The sequence below is a fragment of the Veillonella sp. R32 genome, from assembly GCF_010093125.1.
Taxonomy (GTDB): Bacteria; Bacillota; Negativicutes; order Veillonellales; family Veillonellaceae; genus Veillonella_A.
In genome coordinates, this window is record NZ_NMZQ01000007.1 from 1 (window position 1) to 21,506 (window position 21,506).

Annotated in this window: 22 protein-coding genes and 2 riboswitches; of the genes, 13 read left to right on the forward strand and 9 right to left on the reverse strand. The window is 40.6% G+C overall.

The window, feature by feature from the left end; all coding sequences use genetic code 11:
• Positions 1-72 precede the first annotated feature (72 nt).
• From VER_RS01880 to VER_RS01895, 4 genes are all read right to left on the reverse strand, one after another.
• On the reverse strand, positions 73-1,290 hold the full coding sequence (locus tag VER_RS01880) for an O-antigen ligase (protein ID WP_162099198.1): 1,218 nt from the start codon (positions 1,288-1,290) through the stop codon (positions 73-75).
• Between the two features lie 2 nt (positions 1,291-1,292).
• Complete coding sequence (locus VER_RS01885) at positions 1,293-2,384, reverse strand: glycosyltransferase family 4 protein (RefSeq protein ID WP_162099199.1); 1,092 nt, start codon at positions 2,382-2,384, stop codon at positions 1,293-1,295.
• Complete coding sequence (locus VER_RS01890) at positions 2,384-3,160, reverse strand: glycosyltransferase family 2 protein (protein ID WP_162099200.1); 777 nt, start codon at positions 3,158-3,160, stop codon at positions 2,384-2,386. The genes VER_RS01885 and VER_RS01890 overlap by 1 nt, the downstream gene beginning before the upstream one ends.
• Before the next feature lie 151 nt (positions 3,161-3,311).
• Positions 3,312-4,883, reverse strand: coding sequence for a polysaccharide biosynthesis protein (locus VER_RS01895; protein WP_162099201.1), 1,572 nt, complete (start codon positions 4,881-4,883; stop codon positions 3,312-3,314).
• A gap of 284 nt (positions 4,884-5,167) precedes the next feature.
• On the opposite strand from VER_RS01895, the gene VER_RS01900 reads away from it, so the two are divergent.
• Positions 5,168-5,530 (forward strand): type II toxin-antitoxin system RelE/ParE family toxin, encoded by a 363-nt coding sequence (locus VER_RS01900; RefSeq protein ID WP_162099202.1) that lies wholly within the window; start codon positions 5,168-5,170, stop codon positions 5,528-5,530.
• Positions 5,523-5,930, forward strand: coding sequence for a helix-turn-helix domain-containing protein (locus VER_RS01905; protein ID WP_162099203.1), 408 nt, complete (start codon positions 5,523-5,525; stop codon positions 5,928-5,930). Before VER_RS01900 ends, VER_RS01905 begins: the two co-directional genes overlap by 8 nt.
• A 102-nt stretch (positions 5,931-6,032) precedes the next feature.
• Here the strand turns inward: VER_RS01905 and VER_RS01910 are convergent, their stop codons facing one another.
• The 3 genes from VER_RS01910 to VER_RS01920 all read right to left on the reverse strand — a co-directional run bounded on the left by VER_RS01910 (position 6,033) and on the right by VER_RS01920 (position 9,729).
• Complete coding sequence (locus VER_RS01910) at positions 6,033-7,319, reverse strand: OFA family MFS transporter (RefSeq protein WP_162099204.1); 1,287 nt, start codon at positions 7,317-7,319, stop codon at positions 6,033-6,035.
• Positions 7,320-7,387: 68 nt separating this feature from the next.
• A riboswitch (ZMP/ZTP riboswitch) is annotated at positions 7,388-7,469 on the reverse strand.
• Between the two features lie 126 nt (positions 7,470-7,595).
• Positions 7,596-8,525, reverse strand: a complete 930-nt coding sequence (gene fba, locus VER_RS01915) for a class II fructose-1,6-bisphosphate aldolase (protein ID WP_162099205.1) — start codon at positions 8,523-8,525, stop codon at positions 7,596-7,598.
• 235 nt (positions 8,526-8,760) lie between these two features.
• Positions 8,761-9,729, reverse strand: coding sequence for an RluA family pseudouridine synthase (locus VER_RS01920; protein ID WP_370456461.1), 969 nt, complete (start codon positions 9,727-9,729; stop codon positions 8,761-8,763).
• Positions 9,730-10,012: 283 nt separating this feature from the next.
• On the opposite strand from VER_RS01920, the gene VER_RS01925 reads away from it, so the two are divergent.
• The 11 genes from VER_RS01925 (at position 10,013) to VER_RS01975 (ending at position 18,935) form a co-directional block, all read left to right on the forward strand.
• Positions 10,013-10,507, forward strand: a complete 495-nt coding sequence (locus VER_RS01925; protein WP_115309364.1) for a YajQ family cyclic di-GMP-binding protein — start codon at positions 10,013-10,015, stop codon at positions 10,505-10,507.
• Between the two features lie 114 nt (positions 10,508-10,621).
• Positions 10,622-11,740 carry a cobalt-precorrin-5B (C(1))-methyltransferase CbiD gene (gene cbiD / locus VER_RS01930; RefSeq protein WP_162099207.1) on the forward strand — a complete coding sequence of 373 codons (1,119 nt, stop codon included), beginning with the start codon at positions 10,622-10,624 and terminating at the stop codon, positions 11,738-11,740.
• Complete coding sequence (gene cbiE, locus VER_RS01935) at positions 11,716-12,342, forward strand: precorrin-6y C5,15-methyltransferase (decarboxylating) subunit CbiE (RefSeq protein ID WP_162099208.1); 627 nt, start codon at positions 11,716-11,718, stop codon at positions 12,340-12,342. The genes cbiD and cbiE overlap by 25 nt, the downstream gene beginning before the upstream one ends.
• A 100-nt stretch (positions 12,343-12,442) precedes the next feature.
• The gene (gene cbiT, locus VER_RS01940; RefSeq protein ID WP_162099209.1) at positions 12,443-13,027 is read left to right on the forward strand and encodes a precorrin-6Y C5,15-methyltransferase (decarboxylating) subunit CbiT; all 585 of its coding nucleotides are present in this window, start codon (positions 12,443-12,445) and stop codon (positions 13,025-13,027) included.
• Positions 13,028-13,044: 17 nt separating this feature from the next.
• Positions 13,045-13,860: a precorrin-4 C(11)-methyltransferase gene (gene cobM / locus VER_RS01945; RefSeq protein WP_238390114.1), complete on the forward strand. Its 816-nt coding sequence runs from the start codon at positions 13,045-13,047 to the stop codon at positions 13,858-13,860.
• Positions 13,861-13,869: 9 nt separating this feature from the next.
• Complete coding sequence (locus VER_RS01950) at positions 13,870-14,988, forward strand: cobalt-precorrin 5A hydrolase (protein WP_162099210.1); 1,119 nt, start codon at positions 13,870-13,872, stop codon at positions 14,986-14,988.
• Between the two features lie 29 nt (positions 14,989-15,017).
• Positions 15,018-15,707, forward strand: a complete 690-nt coding sequence (cobJ, locus tag VER_RS01955; protein ID WP_370456462.1) for a precorrin-3B C(17)-methyltransferase — start codon at positions 15,018-15,020, stop codon at positions 15,705-15,707.
• Positions 15,704-16,495 carry a precorrin-6A reductase gene (gene cobK / locus VER_RS01960; protein WP_162099212.1) on the forward strand — a complete coding sequence of 264 codons (792 nt, stop codon included), beginning with the start codon at positions 15,704-15,706 and terminating at the stop codon, positions 16,493-16,495. The genes cobJ and cobK overlap by 4 nt, the downstream gene beginning before the upstream one ends.
• Positions 16,482-17,156 (forward strand): precorrin-8X methylmutase, encoded by a 675-nt coding sequence (locus tag VER_RS01965; RefSeq protein WP_162099213.1) that lies wholly within the window; start codon positions 16,482-16,484, stop codon positions 17,154-17,156. Before cobK ends, VER_RS01965 begins: the two co-directional genes overlap by 14 nt.
• Complete coding sequence (locus tag VER_RS01970; RefSeq protein WP_162099214.1) at positions 17,149-18,156, forward strand: iron ABC transporter permease; 1,008 nt, start codon at positions 17,149-17,151, stop codon at positions 18,154-18,156. Before VER_RS01965 ends, VER_RS01970 begins: the two co-directional genes overlap by 8 nt.
• On the forward strand, positions 18,156-18,935 hold the full coding sequence (locus VER_RS01975; RefSeq protein WP_162099215.1) for an ABC transporter ATP-binding protein: 780 nt from the start codon (positions 18,156-18,158) through the stop codon (positions 18,933-18,935). The genes VER_RS01970 and VER_RS01975 overlap by 1 nt, the downstream gene beginning before the upstream one ends.
• A gap of 99 nt (positions 18,936-19,034) precedes the next feature.
• On the opposite strand, the gene VER_RS01980 is transcribed toward VER_RS01975, so the two are convergent.
• The gene (locus VER_RS01980) at positions 19,035-19,985 is read right to left on the reverse strand and encodes an ABC transporter substrate-binding protein (protein WP_162099216.1); all 951 of its coding nucleotides are present in this window, start codon (positions 19,983-19,985) and stop codon (positions 19,035-19,037) included.
• A gap of 11 nt (positions 19,986-19,996) precedes the next feature.
• Entirely contained in the window at positions 19,997-21,019 is a 1,023-nt protein-coding gene (locus VER_RS01985; protein WP_162099217.1) for a sirohydrochlorin cobaltochelatase, read from the reverse strand.
• 228 nt (positions 21,020-21,247) lie between these two features.
• Positions 21,248-21,418, reverse strand: a riboswitch (cobalamin riboswitch).
• Between the last annotated feature and the right edge of the window lie 88 nt (positions 21,419-21,506).

Here is a 21,506-nt window from a genome sequence, read left to right on the forward strand (position 1 = left end):
AAAATTTGACAAAGAGCCATAAAAAAGCAAGACATTTTGAATAGAATGTCTTGCTTTTTAGTATATATATTACTAATGGGACGATGGGGGTGCTGGTTTTGTAAATCCCAGACTTTCTAAACTTAAAGTGATTCCTATGATATACCAGAAAAGTTTCATAACGGCACTGGCATCAAAGGTATAGTCAATTAATCCAAAAAGTAGGAAAAACGTAGTAATAGCTAAGCGTATATATGCATATGGATTATTATTAAATGTATTGATTAAATTTTTAATTAATAGATTCCCAAATACTACCATAAAACCTATAAGGCCAATAATCCCACTTTCTGTTAATATTTGAATAAAATTATTATGTGTATGAATCATATCTTGTGTCACTTCGGGAGATTTGTAGGATTTATTGTATACATCTCTAAACTCTCCAGGTCCAACACCAATTAGGAGATGATCTTTTGTCATAGCAAATGCGGACTCCCAAACTAAAATCCTATCAGCATTAGAACGATCTGTTGTGGTGTTAGTTGTTGACTGTAGTCGAGTATATAGGTCTGGCGAATTATATACAACGCCTCCTAAAGTGACAATAAGCAATAGACAGACAATTGCAAAGATTCTCTTTTTGAGCCAATAGCGACAGAGGAAGATTGGGTTAAGTGCTAATAATAGCCAAGTGGCTCGGCTTTTGCCACCGATTAGGCCTATGATATTAGTTAAAATGCCTATTGTAGCAATTTTTCGTAACAGATTAGGAAATACTGGTTCTAGAGCTATAATGGCTTGAACTGGTAGAATCATGGCTAAAATAGCGGCTAGATTTAGCGGATTATTACTAAAACCAGAACCACGCTCTATATCAAGTTCAATATATTGATACATAGCGGTGAGTGAATCTATTGATAGGGAGAGGAAGACTGCGCCTAACATGTAGTGTAAAGTACGTTCTTTTTTTATACATAAAGGGATCATAAAAAGGGGAAGTGTTCGATATACCCATAATTCTAATAGCGTTTTAGCAGAATTGCTAATTTGTTCACTATTGATGGTAGCGGGAATAGATAAAACTATAGCAAGTCCTATGGTAAAAAAGTAAGAGCGACTGCATTTAAAAGCGGACTTATTTATAAATTGTCTGTTTTTCCATTGTCTAAATAGACTAATTAGAAATAATAAAATACTAATACCATATAAAATGTTACCAGCACCCATAGATATACGTTGTAGTGCTATGGCGCTAGCTAAAAAAAAGGCTAGATATGATTCGAGTGTTAATTGTTTAAGTGAAATCATTATTAACTCCCTAGAATTTGATGATAAATATTACTTAAGTGTGAAGCAGTTATATCAATTGTAAATCGTTTAAGAATTGTAGTTTGGCCTTGTTCAGCAATAACTTGTTTTTCTGTTGGATGTTCTATGACCCAAAATAACTCATTGGTTAATGTATCTTCATTAAATGGGTCTAGGATTCTTCCATTTATAGTGTCTGAAATAATTTCTCGTTGTGCACCACTATTACTAGTAATAGTATATATTTTATTATACATTGATTCACAGAGAACTAGACCAAAACTTTCTTTTACTTTGGATGGTAAAACAAACGTTGATAAAACTTTATAGAAATTTCCCATATTTTGTATTAAACCGAGTTTTGTTACATGTTTTTCTATATGTAAGTCAACTATTAGTTGATTAAGTTTTCTTCCATAATTTTTATCTTCCATGCCTGCTAATAGTAAATGCACTTGAGGATATTTTTTTATAACATTACGGAGTGCTTTTAATAATATATCAATCCCTTTATTATCTGTTAAACGGCCAGCATAGCCTATAAAAAAGGGGTTTTGTAAGAGCGGTAAGGGTAATATGTAGTCCTGATTTTCTTGAAGTCTTTCAGGCCAGATGCCGTTATATACTAAATGTAATTTATGCTTCTGAGAATCTTTTAAGGCTATCTGTTGTAAATCATAGACTAATTGTGAAACACATATAATAGCATCTAATTGTTTGGTGAGCCAACGATGATAAAAATCAGTTTTACCACGAGTAGCGCTATGTTTAAATAGGACAATAGGGATATTAATGCTTTGCTTTAGGAGGATGCCTAATAATGTCATTTTCCCACTATGTACATTGATAATGTTAATATGTTGTGACAGACAAATCTTTTTTAATGTTTTATAAGATAATAGGCCATTTAATTGATATAAATTGACAGCAACTACTTTGGCCACAGTTTTAAATCGTTCTTGTAGAATTGTATTATGGGTATCGACTACTATAATAGATTCAATATTTTGGGCTTTTAGAGCAGCTGCTATATCATAGACATATTGCTCGCCACCACCCCAAACTTTAGCACATACTAAATGCAATACTTTCATTATTTAGTAGATCCTTTCTCACGCATTAATTCTAATAGTTTTATATATTTAGTAAAGGTGTAGACTGCATGATAGTAAGTGAATGTAAAACCTAATTTACCTTCAAAAAAGCCCCCGTTTAGTAAGCCCATTTTTAAAAAGCCGAGTAAACTATGTGAAAGTGCGCTACTAAAAGAGGTTCTTTTTCCATTGGTATAAGCATTTTCTGCCCAAATAGTAGTGTACTGATTAAATTTGGACCAGTATTGCTCCCAAGAGGAATAGGTAAAATGTTTTAAGTAGCTTGGAAGTTTTTTGATAGGGAGATTCGTAATAGGTCGCTCATGAACTTTATTTACCCAGGTAACGTCTTTAGTTGGGAAGAGGCGTGGTACAAAATCAGGTTTCATAGCGCCCTTGCGTAATTCTTTATTAAAAATAACAGAGCGACGCTCCATAGTATATGCCTCTGTAAGAGGTGCTTGGCTTACTGTTTGTTTTATGGATACTGCTAATTCTGGCGTTACTCTTTCATCTGCATCTAAATAAAAAATCCAAGGTGTATTTACATGTTGGAGAGCAAAGTTTCTTTGCTCGGCAAAGCTATCGGTCCAGGCACGATAAACAACTGTAGCGCCTAAAGCGCGTGCAATTTCTACCGTGTTATCTGTACTTCCAGAATCAACTATTAAAATAATGTTGGTAAAAAGTTTTATATTTTCTATTAGGCTAGGCAGTTGTTGTGCCTCGTTTTTTGTTAAAACTACAGTTGTTACTGCATTAGTTGGTGTATTCATAATTACCTCTCGCCTTACACATTTTCTTTATTTTACCATACTTAGAGAATTAAGTAGAGCTTGAATGATAGTTATAGTGTAAATTTAGTTTTAATAATTAAATACTAACAATAAAAACCACTGCATCAGCAGTGGTTTTTATCATATTATTTTACTTTTCTTTCCCCCTAAAAAACTTCCCAATCAAAGGCATTCGTTCGCCGTCATGGCGGTTAAGACCTTTTAAGAGAACCATGACAATTACGTAAATTACGCCACCTACTATAGCTGTAAGAGCCATAGCGAAGAATTGATGCATTATCGTTTCCAGTGGTGGATAGAGGAAGAACATAGCCACGCCCATAATGATAGCGCTGACGATGTTTTTCCATAATAGGGAAAAGTCGAGGAAATAACCTGTATATTTTTTTATCCAAATTAGATTTAATAGGGCAGCCACACCAATATCGGCAACTGTAGCATAAGCAGCACCACTAATGCCGAGCCAGGGAATGGAGGTTAAATTCCAGTTTAAAATTACTTTACAGATTGCGGCTACGCCCATGTTAACTACTGGAATGGTTGGTTTGCCTAGGCCTTGTAAAACGCCTGTTGTTACTTGATGCATGCCTAAGAAGAAAATGGCAATAGCTGTAATTTGGGTGGCTTCAGCAGCTCGTGGTGCATTATAAATAATGCTTACTACCGGTTCAGCCAACACATATAACATTAAAGTAAATGGCACAGTAGACATGAAGGTAATTCGCATAGCCCCAGCCGTTCGATAGTAGACGCCTTTTTTATCATCAATCGCATTGGCGTTTGAAATAGCCGGTACAATGCTGGTTGCTAAGGCCGCGGTGATGATAGTGGCTAAGTTAATCAGTGGCACCGCCATACCTGTTAAATACCCGAAAAGTTCGGTAGCTTGGCTGGTTGAAAAGCCGGCCACTTCTAAACGTCGTGGTACAATAAACAAATCTAAGTTTGCCACTAGGGGTAACATAAGACTAGCCAGTGAAATAGGAATGGCCAATTTAATGAGACGTTTCACAATTGAACCAGATGACTCGCCAGGACCGGTAGGCTGTTTGTAAGCATCATCTGGTGATTTTGGCAATTTATAGTAATAATACATGAGCACGACGAGGGCACCAAAGGCACCGATGCCAGCCCCTAGGCTAGCCCCGCCAGCAGCAGCACCAAGGCCATATGGCAATAGTAAGTACGCCGCTCCTAACATAACAACTACGCGGAGCAATTGTTCAATAATTTGGCTCACCGCAGTAGGTGTCATTAATTGCCAGCCTTGTAAATAGCCTCGATAACATGAAATAAGGGTTACAAAGAAAATAGCTGGTGATAAAGCCAGTAAGGCTAAATAAGCACGATCATCGATGATATAGCCCGATGAAATGAGCCAGTCAGAGCCAAACCACATTAAAATACTGAAAAATAAGCCCGTTGCAAAGAGGAGATAAAAGGAAAGTTTAAATACCTTCTGAGCGCCCTTATAGTCGAAGCGCGCTATTTTTTCAGCTGTTAAAATTGAAATAGCAATCGGAATACCGGCGCTAGATAGTTGTAGCGACAAGAGGTAAATCGGGAAGGCCATTTGATAAATACCAATCCCTTCACCGCCTAAGACGCGAGACAAGAGAATCCAGTTGATACTGCCAATTGCTTTTACCACAAAGCCTGCAATCGTAAGAATAAGCGTGCCTTGTAAAAATCGGTTAACCATTTACTATACTCCCAACTTGATGTTCAGATAGTGTTGCAAAGAAACTGGGACTTATATAGCCCATCAATAGTTAATTTTAACATAGATTTATATACTATGCATTAGTATTTTGAGAAAGAAGAGGGCTTTTTAAGAAAACTTTACTATTGGTATGAGTTGGCAGGAATTTTTTTAATAATCTAGAAACTCTTTTTAGCATCATAATTATAGTTTTAGAAATTAATAACTAATAAGTTATTGAATTTTAATAACTAATAAGTTATTATTTAGTTAGGAGGCGTCAGGTGTATAAAATTTGTTTTTATAAAGATAAGAATGGTAATATACCGGTTTTAGAGTATTTAGAGTTTTTAGCGACACGAAAGGATAAAGATAGTCGTATTAAATATCAGAAATTAAATGACTATATTACTGTATTAGAAACTCGTGGCATTGCAGCAGGGATGCCATATATTAGACATTTGGATGGTCCAATTTATGAATTACGGCCTATACGAGATAGAGTTTTATTTGTATCTTATTATGAGGGACAGTATATTTTGTTACATCAGTTTGTAAAAAAGACACAAAAAACTCTTAAAAAAGAGATTGAAAAAGCATATCGTGAATTTAAAGAAATTAAAGAAAGTGGTGAACTATATGAATAACAGTGCAATAGGCCCTTCTTGGGATGAAATTCGCAATCAATTATATACTCCTGAAGAAATTGCTGCCAGTGATCTACGAGTTGGAATTATTTGTGAATTAATTGATGCGCGTCAAGAAAAGGGAATTAGTCAAAAAAAATTAGAAAAATTAAGCGGTGTGAAGCAACCAGTTATTGCTCGGATGGAATTGGGGGACTCTAATCCTCGGTTAGAAACGGTGTTAAAAGTATTGGCTGCTTTAGGTAAGACATTAGTTATTGCACCGCTGAAAACTCGTTCCAGTAAGGAAAGTAACATTAAAGTATCACTAGCAGCGGACGAAGAATATATTAATTATAACAGTAAAATTAAAAAGGGCGTTAAAGTCTCTGAAACAACAAAAACTGGCTATGGTCAATAGGGGTAAACCAACTAAAAGGCTGAAATCATTGGCTCGATGCATTGATTTCAGCCTTTTTAGTTATTTTTATAGTTATAAAATTTAAGATTATAGTTATAAAACTTACGCCGTTATGCTTTGATGGTCTTTGCCAGGTGTAGTGGTTGTTTCCGTGTTGTTAGAAGCTAAGGCAACGGTTGTATCCGCTTCAAAATGACGATCTTTGGTATATACTTTTAACGCAATAGCAATGATTAGATTCAGTACAAACAGTGCGCTAAATACAAAGAGGGGGCCACTATAACTATTAGTGCTTTCTCGCAAGAAGGAAACCAAGGTAGGTCCTGCAATCCCTGCCATACCCCAAGCGGTGAGAACACGACCGTGAATGGCACTTAATTGTTTAGTTCCAAATAAGTCGCTAAGGTAAGCGGGCATACAAGCAAAGCCACCACCATAGCAGGTAATAATAGCAAAGACTAAGAATTGGAACACAAAAGAAGTGTTAGTATTGCCAAGGGCTAAGAAGGCAAGAATTTCAATGGCAAAGAATAGAATGTAGGTAAAAGGACGACCTAGGTAGTCCGATACGGTAGACCAAACGATACGGCCAAGACCATTGAGTAGACCAATAATGCCGACCATGGAGGCCGCTTCATTGGCAGTCATGCCTACGATTTCCTGAGCCATGGGGGACGCTACGGCTAATAAACCGATACCACAAGTGATGTTGATAAAGAAAATCCACCATAAAGCGGAGAACTGCCAAGTGCGCATAGCATCATGGGCGTTCATGCCGCGGTTTAATACTTGGCTAGGGTGAGTTGTTGCTGTTGCAGTTACCGTGTTAACTGGTGGTTTTAAATATAAGGAAGAAGCAATCATAACCAGGATATAGGCAATCCCCAGGATTTGGAAGGTTTCCACTAAGCCATATTGGGTTGTTAACCACTGCATTAAAGGGCCTGCAATGAGGGAGGCAAAGCCAAAGCCCATGATAGCAAGGCCTGTAGCAAAGCCGCGATTGCGGGGGAAGTATTTCACTAAGGTTGATACAGGGGTAATATAGCCTACGCCAAGGCCGATACCACCGATAACACCATAGAAAATATAGAGTAAGGTAAGGTTAGCTTCGCTAAGAGCAAAGGAGGTGCCGAGCATCCCTACGCCAAAGAAAAGGGTACTGAGAAGCCCACTTTTTTTAGGCCCCATTTTTTCAGCCACACTGCCTAGGAGGCCTGCTGATAAGCCAAGGAATAAAATAGCCAGGGAAAAAGTCCAAGTCGTTTCTTTTAAAGACCAGCCCATAGCTGTCATAATAGGGCGAGTTAAAACGCTCCACGCATACACACTACCAATACAAATGTGAATTCCTATCGCCGCAAGGGCAATGAGCCAACGATTTCGCATAAAATCATCCTTTCGTTATTGCAAAGGAGTGCTCGTGGTTTTTGACAATGCAAAAGACCGCCTGAGCAATCTCCTGCCCAGACGGTCGGCGTTTCAGCGCATACAATACATGTGGTCAATTCCACTAATCCGTCAGCATTGTATGTGGTTTCTTATTGATGTCATTATAACAGCTAGTGTTTAGTAGGTCAATCTATAAAATTAGATATTGTGTATGCGTAAAAAATATACCTGTTGCTCTCGAGTAGAAAGCAACAGGTAATTAACGTGTTATTTTTATAGTTTGCCAGAAGAACCAAGTACATTTTTAATTTTATGTTGTACCATCCCTTTAATAGCATCACGAGCTGGCCCTAAGTATTTCCGAGGGTCAAATTCGGATGGGTTCTTAGTTAAACATTCACGAATGGAAGCAGTCATAGCTAAGCGAAGGTCTGTATCAATGTTAATTTTACATACGGACATGCCAGCTGCTCTGCGGAGCATATCTTCAGGTACCCCTTGAGCACCTGGAATATTGCCACCATATTGATTGCATTTTTCAACAAATTCAGGTAGTACTGTGGAGGCCCCATGCAATACGATAGGGAAGTTAGGCAATAATTTGCCTACTTTTTCTAAACGTTCAAAGTCGAGATAAGGGGTGCCTTTGAATTTATAAGCGCCGTGACTTGTACCGATAGCAATGGCTAAGGAGTCTACACCAGTACGTTCTACAAATTCAGCGGCTTGGTCAGGATCTGTGAATAAAGCATCTTTTTCGCTTACGTTTACATCATCTTCAACGCCTGCTAAGCGACCTAATTCACCTTCTACGACTACGCCATGGGCATGGGCATATTCAACAACTTGTTTTGTTAAGGCTACATTAGTTTCAAAATCATGTTTAGAACCGTCAATCATAACGGAGGTGAAACCACCATCAATACAGGATTTACAGATTTCAAAATCTTCGCCATGGTCTAAGTGAAGGGCAATAGGAAGACCCGTGTCTTCTAAGGCAGCTTCCACTAATTTAACGAGATAAATGTGTTTTGCATATTTACGAGCCCCAGCGGATACTTGAAGAATCAAGGGAGATTGCTCTTCTTTGGCTGCATCAACGATACCTTGTACAATTTCCATGTTATTTACGTTAAAGGCACCAATGGCATAATCGCCTTCATAGGCTTTTTTAAACATTTCAGTGGTTGAAACTAATGGCATAGTATTTCCTCCTTGTAAATGCGGACTACGTCCAAGTCATAAGTGCGGAGCGCTTATACGTCCGCGGTTATTGACAGAATGCATAGTAAGTAGTCAATAACTGATAACAAATGTCATACATCAAGTTAAGTATAACAAGAAGATACGGAAAGGGCTACTACTATTTATGCATAGCTCGGCGATTTGTAAGGTCTATTAGGGGTGGGCTTGGGGCAAAATATGACCCTGAATTAGTTTAGTTTTTTCTTAAATACTGTAAAATCAAGGCTTCCCAAGGCTGGGGCAAGGGGGTGTGTAGTAGTAATCGTTGTTTTGTCATAGGATGGACAAATTGTAGCCCAATCGCATGAAGGGCTTGTTGTTGTAGTAAATCTAAAGAACCGCCATATAAATCATCACCCACAAGGGGATAGCCTAATTGGGCTATGTGTACGCGGATTTGATGGGTGCGTCCTGTATGCAATTGGAAGCGCACTAAGGAAAGTCGTTCGCTCCGCTTGAGGCATTGCACATCAGTATGGGCTGGTTTGCCTTGGGGCCGACAGCAACGCTCAATAATGCTACCTGTTTTGCGTGCAATGGGCCAGTGAAGGGTAGCCAATGGCGCTGGGAAATAGCCATCACACAGAGCTACATAGGTTTTCTTAATGGGGCTAGGTAGTTTAGTAAAACTATGTTGTACCAATGCATTTTTAGCAATAATTACAAGCCCTGAAGTATTTTTATCTAAGCGGTGCACAGGGTGAAAGGTGGCATGTATTTGCTTCGTCTTTTCATAGTGATGAACAATGGCATTAGCCACGGTATGATAGCGTTCTGATGAGGTTGGGTGCATGAGTAGACCAACCGGCTTATTGATAACTAATAGATGTTCATCTTCATAGACGATGGGAAGTGCATAATTCCAAGGGGTAAAGGCTGTTTCACGGCTTGGTAAATAGAGTTTTACGTGATCACCAGGCTGCAATAATGTGTGCCAGTTTTGTAAGGTTTGATTTATATATACGATGCCATCGGTGCGTAAGCGACGGCGCATGGCTTGTGAAACGCCAGCTTGGCGTACGAGCTGATTGATGGATATTCGAGCTGTTACCGGTAAGTCCGTTGGCACTGTCAGTTCTAATAAAGGGAGTGCCAGTAAACTCGATTGCGTTTTTGTTTTAGTTGTTTCAGTAGTAAAATCTAAGTTTGTGATTATAAACACCGTCCTTAATTGACTGTAGCAAGGTGAAGTTGGGCCTTTTATCATTTTAAGATAAAAGCCACAAGCATGCCGAATAAGTTATTATAGCATATTATGGTGACCTGTTTAATGGCGGGCTTAGTAAAACGGTTTATTATGCTGATTTAGATTATGTTTAAGTATGAGGGCTTAGCCAGTTGATTATGCCTTAAACATAACCAGCAGTTATCACATAAAAGTAGACCAATTACCTCTAAATATCGTATAATAATAGTATTATCTAATGAATAGAGGAGGCATATATATGGCAAAAGATTGTTCATTCGACGTAGTGTCGGAAGTGAATATGCAAGAAGTAGATAACGCAGTGAACCAAGCAAAAAAAGAAATTGGTACGCGTTATGATTTCAGAGGGAGTAAATCTGAAATTAGCTTAGAAGGGGATACCATTAAGGTGCTTTCTGATGATGAATATAAATTAAATGCTGTCATTGATGTAATTAAGGGCAAAATGGTAAAACGTAATGTGGCCCTTAAGAACTTAGATTATGGTAAGGTAGAACCGGCTTCAGGAGCTACGGTGCGTCAGGTAATTACGATTAAGAAAGGGATTTCTAAAGAAACCGCTAAGGACGTAGTTAAGCTTATCAAAAATATGAAGCTTAAAGTAACCGCTCAAATTATGGAAGATCAGGTTCGTGTTACAGGCAAGGATAAGGACTCTTTGCAAGAAGTTATTCAAATGTTAAAGCAACAGGATTTACCTGTTGAATTGCAATTCGTAAATTTCCGCTCCTAAGTAAGGGCTTTCAAGAGCAGCGATTTATACCGCTGCTCTTTGCCATGACATACAGGCGAAAAGCGCTAACAGCAAATATGGTGAAACCTATAGATTTCACTCAAGGAGGTATGGATGGATGTAGAATCAATGCGAGGCGGTTATACCACTGGCTCGTGTGCTACAGCAGGTATGAAAGCGGCTTTACTCGCTTTATTACAAGAAGAATTTCCTAGTCAGGTTACGGTTATCAATCCACAAGGACAGCCCATTGAAGTGCCTATAAAAGCAGTGGCGGTTGTATCTGCTACGGAAGCTAAGGCTACGGTTATGAAAGATGGTGGCGATGATCCAGATGTAACCCATGGCACTGATGTGGTAACGACGGTACAATTAACGACGGATGGAAGCTTACAATTTAAGGCTGGTTTGGGCGTAGGGACGGTGACGAAACCAGGGTTAGCTATGCCTCCAGGGGAACCAGCGATTAATCCAGGACCACGCACTATGATGACTACCGTATTTAAGGAATTTTGTACGGAGGGTCAAGGCGTAATTGTTACAGTTTCTGTACCAGAAGGGGAAACGTTAGCTCGTAAAACCCTCAATAGCACCTTGGGCATTGAAGGTGGCATTTCTATCATAGGTACGACGGGTATTGTAAAGCCTATGAGTGAAGAAGGGTTTAAAAATTCCTTAGTGCCTCAATTACAAGTTATGAAGGCGGCAGGCTATGAAACAGCAGTCCTTGTACCGGGGCGCATTGGGCAAGAATTAGCTCAAAATGTGTTGGGTATTTCCATTAACCAAATGGCGGAAACCTCTAATTTTATAGGCTTTATGTTAGAACAGGCCGTAAAAATTGGCTTCAAGCAAATCGTTATTATTGGCCATATTGGTAAGATTATAAAACTGGCTTCTGGTAGTTTTCATACCCACAATCGCATGAGTGATGGTCGTATGGAAACTATTGTGGCCTATGCTGCTTTAGAAGGGGCTAGTACGGCGGTGGCTCATGAGCTTATGGATTGTCGTACAACAGAAGCGGCTATGCCTATTTTAGCACGAGAGCATTTAGAAGGGGTTTATCAGTTGGTAGCAGATAGAGCCTCCATGCGCTCTGAACGATATGTTGCCCAGGAAGCGCAGGTAGGTATTATTATTGCTACTTTAGATGGGCAGATTTTAGCAGTTGATGAGACAGCTCAGCGTATAGGAGGTGAAGAGCAGTGGCACATACCCTCTACGTTGTAGGCATTGGGCCGGGAAATCCAGCGTATGTAGTGCCTCGTGGTTTACAGCTCATTAAAGAGGCGATAGTCCTAGTGGGCAGTGAACGAGCATTGCTTGATTTTGCCCAACCAGAACAGCTTACTTACCCTATTACGGGTAAGTTAAGTGCATTAGCTGAGTGGATAGATACTCAATTAGTGTCGTCTGATGTAGTTGTTTTAGTTAGTGGTGACACAGGGTATTATAGTTTATTGCCTTATTTGAAAAAGAAGTTTCCCCAAGTGACTATAGAAGTGGTACCCGGTATTAGTTCTATGACCTTTGCTTTTGCACGGATTGGTGAAGTTTGGCAGGATGCGGATTTGTTGAGTTTTCATGGCCGCGTGCCACCAGAATCAGCCCTGCGCTATGAAGCAGGCCGTAAGCTAGGTTTCTTAACGGATAAGGAACATAATCCAGCCACCATTGCCCAGATTTTATTAGACCATGGTTGGCCAGCGGGAACAACAGCCTATGCTTGTGAACGCCTAAGTTATGAGGATGAACGCATTGAACAGTGTTCATTAGAGGCTATGACGGGACTAGCTGGTTTTTATCATTCCGTTATGATTGTAATTAGTTAACAATTCGTGTCGCTGTCACAGGTTAAAACAGCAGGTGGTTGTATGGAGTCCATATCTATATAAGTACTAAATAAAACATATTAATATAAAGGAGTATGACATGCGTCATTTTTTCGGTATTGACGATGAAGAATTTATTCGTGGCGACGTGCCTATGACGAAGCGTGAAATTCGCATGGCCGTTCTTAACGAAGCACGCGTTCAAGAAGATAGTTACGTGTTAGACGTTGGTGCTGGTACTGGATCTATTTCTATTGAAGCGGCCTTAGGGGCGCCTAAGGGGCATGTGTATGCTATCGAACGTTTCACTAAAGGCGTTGAGCTTATTAAAGCGAATATGGCGAAGTTTAAGGTGACGAACATGACTGTCATTGAAGCTAAGGCTCCAGAAGGAATGGCTGATTTGCCAGCTTTAGATGCTATCATTATTGGTGGTAGTGCCGGTGGTATGGATGCTATTTTAGATGAAGCAGAACGCTTGTTAAAACCTGGTGGTCGTTTAGTGGTGACTGCTGTTACTATGGAAACAGGCTACACTATTTTAAAGGCTTTAAAAAATCGGCCTTTTATCTATGAAGGCTATCAAATGCAGATTAATCGGTTCCGCAAAGCGGGGCCTTATCATATGCTCAATCCATTGAGCCCTATTTTTATTGTTACCGCTATTAAACAGGCGAATGCGTAGGGAGGTACGTTGGTAGAATGAGTACAACAGACGCTGCACAGGCAGCAACACAAGGTCAGTCATCACAAGTGGCCCCAGTGGTACATTTTGTAGGCGCTGGTCCAGGGGATCCAGAATTAATTACCCGCAAAGGCTATCGCTTAGTCAGTGAAGCTGATATCGTTATTTATGCAGGCTCTTTGGTGAATCCAGATATTTTAGCAGCTTGTAAAAAAGGTTGTGAAATTCACAACAGCGCTACTATGAATTTGGACGAAGTGATTGCGGTCATGAAACGGGGTGCCAGTGAAGGAAAGGCGATTGTTCGCTTGCATACAGGTGACCCTGCTATTTATGGCGCTATTCAGGAGCAAATGGACCGACTTAAAGAGTTAGATATTACCTATGCCGTAGTACCTGGCGTTAGCTCTTTCTTAGCTACCGCAGCGGCTTTAAAACAGGAATATACTTTACCTAATGTATCTCAAACGGTTATTATTACGCGCATGGAAGGGCGTACGCCTATGCCACCAAAGGAAAAATTAGGTATGTTGGCAGCGCATGAAGCTACTATGTGTATTTTCCTTAGTGTGCAGATGATTGATCGCGTGGTCGAAGAATTGGTAAAAGGTGGTTATAGCCCTAAAACGCCAGTGGCCATTGTGGTAAAAGCTTCTTGGCCAGATCAGCGTATCATTCGTGGTACCTTAGAAACGATTGCCGATATTGTAAGCCAAGAAGGGGTATTACGCCAAGCTATGATTGTAGTAAGTAAAGTGTTAGATAGCGATTATGAATTATCTAAACTATATGATAAAGGCTTCAGTCATATGTATCGTAGCGCTAAAGACTGAGGTGATACTATGAATAGCTTGCGCACAGCTATTATATCGGTGACGGCTCATGGGGCCAAATTAGGTCAAGCGTTACGTACTCATTTGACGAGTGACGACGCTATGATGAGTTCGCAGGTGGTTTGTTTTGAAAAAGAAGGACGTACCAGTGGCGCTAGGGCTACTACGTTTGTGTCTATGAAACCCCATATGGAAACTTGGTTTAAGACCTATGACCGTTTGCTTTTTATTATGGCTACGGGTATTGTGGTTCGTATGATTGCGCCCTATATTAAGCATAAGTCGGAAGATCCTGCTGTAGTCGTTATGGATGAACAAGGGCAATTTGCTATTAGCCTGTTGTCTGGTCATTTAGGCGGCGCTAACGAATGGACAGCGGAGATTGCTGAAATCGTTGGGGCTACGCCAGTGATTACGACCGCCACTGATGTGAATGGCATTCCCGCCCCTGATGTATTAGCCCGTAAATTACAGTGTAAGGTAGAGGATTTTATGACCCTAAAAGAAGTGAATGCGGCGCTGGTAGCGGGTGAAACGGTGCCGTATTATATTGATGATACTTTGTATTTTTTACATCATTATGAAGCGGTAGCGAAGGCACAAGGGATTGAATTAATTCGGTTTAATCCACATACCGTAACAGGGAAGGCTTTATTAGAAACTGGCGGGGCAGAGGCACCACGAGTGGTCATTACTGATTTAATATTGCCCACAGGTCCTAGAACTTTGGTATTACGACCACCGACTATGGTAGTAGGGATTGGTTGTCGGCGAGATACGGCAAAAGAACTAATTTTAACGGCTATTTCAGAGTCGTTAGCCAACGTGAATCGCTCACCTAAAAGTGTAGCGAGCGTAGCTTCGGTTATCGTAAAGGCCGACGAAGTTGGTTTATTAGCAGCCGTTAAAGAATTACAGTGGCCCATTCACTTTTTCACACAAGAAGAAATGGCCCTATTTATAGAACAGAGTCAATTAGAAGAATCTAATTTTGTTAAAGAAACGATAGGAGTAGGCAACGTATGCGAAACAACAGCACTATTGCAGGCCAAGAGCCAAACATTATTACAAACGAAAACAGTGTATCCACGAACAACGGTAGCCATTGCACAGGTACAATCAAAGTAATTGGCATTGGCCCTGGTAACGAAGAATTTATGACACCGCAAGCTAAAGAAGCGATTTTAGAGGCTGACCGTGTGGTTGGTTATTTAACCTATCTTGACTTGATTGCAGATTTAATTAAAGATAAAGAAAAAGTAGGCACTGCTATGATGCAGGAAGTGGATCGCTGCCAACAAGCAGTGGATTTAGCTATTGATGGTCATAAAGTGGTGGTTATTTCTAGTGGCGACTCTGGCATTTATGGTATGGCTGGACTTGTTATGGAATTGGCTAATAAAGTGCCTGTAGATCAACGTCCTCAAGTAGATATTATTCCAGGTTTAAGTGCTGTCAATGTAGCGGCTGCTGTGTTAGGGGCGCCTTTGATGCATGACTTTGCGGTTATTTCTTTAAGTGACTTAATGACGCCATGGGATTTGATTAAAAAACGTGCTGATTTAAGTGCTGAAGGGGATATGGTAATTGCTTTATATAATCCGCGTAGTAAAAAACGTATCACTCATTTAGATGAAGTACGCGAATTAGTATTGAAGCATCGCGATCCTAAGACGCCTGTAGGGATTGTTCAGAAAGCGGGCCGTCCAGGGCAACATATGGTAATTTCTGATTTAGAAAACTTCACTAAAGAAGAAATTGATATGCAGACCTTAGTTATTATCGGTAATAGCCAGACATATGTAGAAAATGGTCGCATGATTACGCCTCGAGGCTACAAATTATGATTTGGGTCATTGCGGGCACACTAGATGGCCGCAATTTAGCTGTAACCGTGCGTGAAACGACGGGGGAACCTGTATTTGTATCGGTGGTTAGTCAATATGGGGCTCAACTAGCAGCTCATGAAGGAATTGAAGTGCATACGGGGCGCCTCGATAAAGAGGCTATGAAAGAGCTGATTGCTCATAAAGGCATTCGTTTGCTCATCGATGCGAGTCATCCCTATGCGGCTATTGTAACGGCTACGGCACGAGAGGCGGCGGCCGATATGGGCATTCCTTTCTTACGTTTTGAGCGCAAAGAAGTGCCTTTGCCAGCGTATGATAAACTTCATCATGTTAGTAATGAAGTGGAAGCAGCTGAACTGGCAGGGCATTTAGCAAAGTCATTACATAATCGGATATACTTGACTACAGGTAGTAAGACGATGCATATCTTTGCTAAGGCAGCGGCCTTAGTTGATACAGAGGTGTGGACGCGGGTATTACCAACCGCGGAAGTGCTTACGATGATGGAAGAACTGGACGTTTCACCGAAGAAAATTATTGCTATGCAAGGCCCTTTTAGTTATGATATGAATCGCATTATGTTTAAGGATACGCAAGCTGATGTGGTAGTCATGAAAAACTCTGGTCTGGTTGGTGGTTCTGATACGAAGTTACAAGCGGCTATTGACTTAGGTTTACATATTATTGTTATTGATCGTCCCGAGCCTGCTAAAGGGGCTATGACCATTTCCACGGCTCAGGAATTCTGTGATTTATGGGAGGACAAGAAAAGTGGAATTCATTAAAAATCCAAAAGCTATTGAAGATAAAAGTATGGAAATTATTTATCCTTATGTAAAGGATTTAAATTTGACTGATGATGAAGTACGCGTGTATTCTCGTACGATTCATGCGTCGGGGGATGTGGAATATGCACAGCTTGTACGCACTAGTCCTGATGCGGTTAAAAAGGGGATTGAAGCCTTACAAAATGGTGCACATGTATATTGTGACGTTGAAATGGTGCGCACTGGCATTAATAAACCAGCCTTAGCTTTACGTGGTAGTGAAGTTCATTGTTTAATTAAGGATGAAAAAGTAGCCGCTTTAGCTAAAGAATTAGGAGTGACTCGTTCTATTGCGGCGATGCGTACCTTTGGTAAACAATTAGATGGTCAAATTGTAGCGATTGGTAATGCGCCAACAGCTTTATATGAAGTGCTACGTTTAGCTCTTGAAGAAGGGGTTAAGCCAGCTCTTATTATTGGTATCCCTGTAGGTTTTGTAGGGGCCGCTGAATCTAAGGATTACTTAATGGAAGTGTCGCCAGTTCCTTATATTACGGTTAAAGGCAACAAAGGTGGTAGCCCTATTGCAGCGTCTGTTGTGAATGCTCTTTTATATACAGGCGTAAATCGTGATGGTATGTTATTTGTACAAGGAAACGAGTCGAAACAACATGACTAATGAGGAAACAACATCCTTACCACGCCATATAAAACGTAGTTTGTGGGTGCTTAGCTTTTTAGTATTAGCTCTCCTTGCTATGGTGGTATCTTTAGTATTTGGGTCTGCTGACATTACCTTAGCCAAGATTTGGCATACCTTGTGGAGTTCTGAATTAGTTGATACACAGGATATGGTAATTTGGAATATACGCTTTCCCCGCAATATTGTAGCTGCTTTAGTAGGTGCCAATTTGGCGGTGGCTGGTGCTATATTGCAGGCTGTTATGAAAAACCCTTTGGCGGATCCGCAGATTGTAGGTGTTTCTTCAGGCGCTGGTTTAGCAGGGGTTATCATTTTAATTCTATTTCCTAGTTGGGAATATTTAGTGCCTTTAGTTGCTTTTGTAGGAGCGTTAGCCGCGGCGCTTATGGTGTATGCGTTGGCTTGGAAGAATGGGATTCGCCCTACTCGGATTATTTTAGCCGGCGTAGCGGTGGCGGCCTTTTTAGGATCTGGTATATCGGCGCTCCTCGTATTTTATGGGGATCGTGTGCAAGGAGCCCTTCTGTGGATGGTGGGAGGCTTGTCAGCGCGCAGTTGGCCACAAGTATATTTAATGGCTCCGTATACCGTCATAGGCCTGATTATTGCTTTTTTAGGTTCTCAACGGTTAACGATTTTAAGTCTAGGTGATGAAACGGCGAAAGGCCTTGGTTTGCCAGTGGAACAGACGCGGTTTACGATGACGGCGGTGGCGGCTTTTTTAGCGGCTAGTTCGGTGAGTGTAGCGGGGCTTATTGGCTTTGTAGGCTTAGTGATTCCTCATATTGCACGCATGATTATTGGCACGGATTATAAGTTCCTCTTGCCCGGTTCCGCCTGTTTGGGGGCGGCGGTGCTTGTCATAAGTGATACCTTAGGGCGCGTGCTATTTAGCCCTGTAGAGGTACCAGTAGGTATTATTATGGCGTTCTTTGGGGCCCCGTTCTTCTTATACTTGTTGCGGAGGGATGCGTAATGGATGCAATTACTGTGCAAAATTTAGCGGTTTCCTTCGAGCAAAAAGAGGTGTTACTGGATATTTCGTGGGCTGTGCCTACAGGCGCCATTACTACGTTAATTGGGCCTAATGGTTGTGGGAAGAGTACCTTACTTAAATGTATTACTGGTAGCGTGAAACCACAGCAGGGTACTATTTCCCTAGGGGGCCGGTTAACCAGTTCCTATTCAGCTCGTCAGTTGGCACAACAAATGGCTTTCTTACCGCAATCTCCAGAAGTACCTAAGGATATGGTAGTAGAGGAGCTCATTTATTGTGGGCGCTTTCCTCACCAAAATTGGTGGCGCAATACGGCTGGGGAAGATCGTAAAGCGGTGGAAGAGGCCATGGCTGTTACTAAAACTACGCATTTGCGTCAACAAAGGGTAGCCTCCCTATCTGGAGGGGAACGACAGCGCGTGTGGATTGCTATGGCGTTAGCACAGGAACCAGAGATTTTGCTGTTAGATGAGCCTACTACCTATTTAGATATTAATCATCAATTTGAAGTGATGGAATTATTGCGTCGTTTAAATCGAGAACAAGGTTTGACGGTGGTGATGGTACTCCATGAATTGAATCAAGCGGCTCGTTACTCTGATCAGATTGCTGTGCTCCATAAAGGGCAGTTAGCAGCTGTAGGGACTCCAAAAGAGGTTATGACAGCTGATTTGTTGAAGACGGTATTTTCCGTAGATGCTAAAATTGAAGAAGGACCAGAAGCAAGCCCATATATAAAAATTGAAGGCTTGTTTTAAGGCTAGCTTATTAAAAGGGGCTGTAACCAATGCGGATATACCGGTATAGTTACAGCCCCTTTAGATTTGGGTTCTAATTAAGATTTGGATCCTATTAATTTAGAAATTTACTTTAATACCATAGGCCATGTCAACTAATTCTGCCATAGCGTCTGGTGTGTGAAGACCTGGATTGAGTAGGAATAGATTGGATGGTAAGTAGAAGACTTTACCATTTTTTACGGCCTTCAAGTTTTGCCAAGCTGGATTGCTGGTCATTTCTTTAGCCATTGTTTTAGTGATTTCATCTTTTTTGCCCATTGTGGAAATAAAGATAATATCTGGATCATCAGCGGCTAATGTTTCGAGGGAATAAGGAATCGTTTTAGCTGATTTATCGAAATCGCCATGTTGTAAGACCACATTGGTCATTCCTAATTCTTTGACCATAGCGGCCGTAACAGATAGTTCTGTTTCAGCTGTAACAGCTTTACCGGTAGCTCGTAAAACAGCCACTCTAGCAGGAGTTACATTTTTTACAGCATCTTTTACTTTATCGATATTAGCATTGTATTGGTCAACTACTTCTTTAGCTTTAGCTTCCTGATGGGTTAGCTCACCTAAGAATAGGAGTAAAGGCACATTGTCTTTAATGCCATCGTAGCTGACTAAAATATAAGGCAATTTATTGCTTTGCAATTGACCTTCATATTTGCCATGTTGATTGCTAAGGCCAATTACTAAATCTGGTTTCAAACTGAGCAGTTCTTCCATATTAATATTGGCTGTTTGCCCTAAGGATGGTAAGGCTTTTAGCTTATCGGATAGGGCGTCGCTAGAATCTACACGACTAATTGATTGACCATCAATAGCATCGAGAAAGTTAAGTAAGGAATTAGCCAAAGTAGCAATTCGTTGCGGATTGGCTGGTACTGTATAGGTTTGATCCTTATAGGTTATGGTCCGCGTTTCACTAGTCGTGGTGGAATCTGTTTTGCCACAACCAATTAAGACTAGCATAGTTAGGAGCAAGGCCGTACATATAAGAAAAATTCGAGTTAATACTTTCATTCGTGTCATTCCTATTTAGCGTCGTCTTTTTGAAGGGATTCCCAAGCTTCTTGGGCATGAGCGGCAAAGAGGTCACGGACTTTTTGGTTTTCACCAAGGCCATGGATATAAGTATCTACTTTGAAACCATCAGCTTGAAGAATGGATTTATGAGAATCTGGTTCGTCACCAGCCATATCATTATTAGCGTGGTCACCAGCTACCATCATGAATGGCATTAATGTTACATGGTTGATACCTTTAGCTTTTAATTGAGGAACGATGTCTTCAAGGCTTGGCCAACCTTCTACGGTGTAGATGTATGCATTTTTAAGACCTGCAGAATCAAGGCGGTCTTGGATTACGGCATAGTAAGCATTGGAAGGATCTGGTGTACCATGGGCCATGATGAGAACGGCATCTTTGTCACCTACTTTAGGGAATTGAGTTGCTACGGCTTCTACTGTTTTAGCAATATCATCAGTTTGGCCTTCTTGTCCCATCCAATACATAAGTGGTGTACCGAATGTCATTTTTTTGAAATTATGTTTATATTGGTTGTAAACACCGGTTTTATAGTTGTATTCAATACCAGGGATTACATCTAAGGTAGCTAACGCTACACGAGTATAGCCTTCTGCTTTTAATTGATCAAGCGCTTCTTCAGGGGTAGGGTAAGTAATCCCTTCTTTTGCTTTGATGCGGTCAATAATAATATGAGAAGTGAAAGCAGTCACTACTTTTACCCCAGGATGTTGTGCTTTAATTTCATTAACGGCAGCGTCAATGGTTTTAGTGCGGGTATCTTTAAAAGTAGTACCAAAGCTCATGACTACGATAGCATCTTTGTTAGGTGCTTTAGCAAGTTCTGCATTGTCCGTATTATACGTACGAACACCAATTTCAGTGGCTTCTAATAAAGCAGGGGTTGCTGTTTTTACTTCGTCACTTAATTGGTACGCTGCATTGACTTGTGTACCGAGGAAGCCAAAGCCTGTTAAGGCGGCAACTGCTAGGGTAGTGGCTAATGTTTTTTTGAAAATTTGTTTACTCATTTCATTCACTCCTCGTGATAAAAAATGGAAGATAAAAGTAATAAATACAAAAATACCTCCACCCAGAAGGGGGAGGTTATATAGTGTACACTAGAATAGCTAGGCACATGACGATTGATATATTCTTGTAATTAGCTCATCCTTAGCTATTTAGAAGAGTATGTCGGTACTACTTGTCAGTGGATAGTACAGATAGTGACATTGATTTACCTCGCCATCGCTCGTGGGTTATAGGCAATCCGTCAAGGCAGGTCTTCTGGCTCAAGTTCTTCGCATGCATCACCTTCCCAGTGTTACCCAGTGGTATTTCGATGGATGCTCCCTCTTACAGCGGCGGGACCGCGGCAGACTTTACTGCTCTTTCCTATTAAGTCATGCACCTTGAAGGTCGTATTCATTTCGTAATCATGATAGCAAAATAGATGTCCACTGTCAATGCAATACCGGGTAGGGTATATGGACAAGAGGTATGAGAATTTGTTATTTC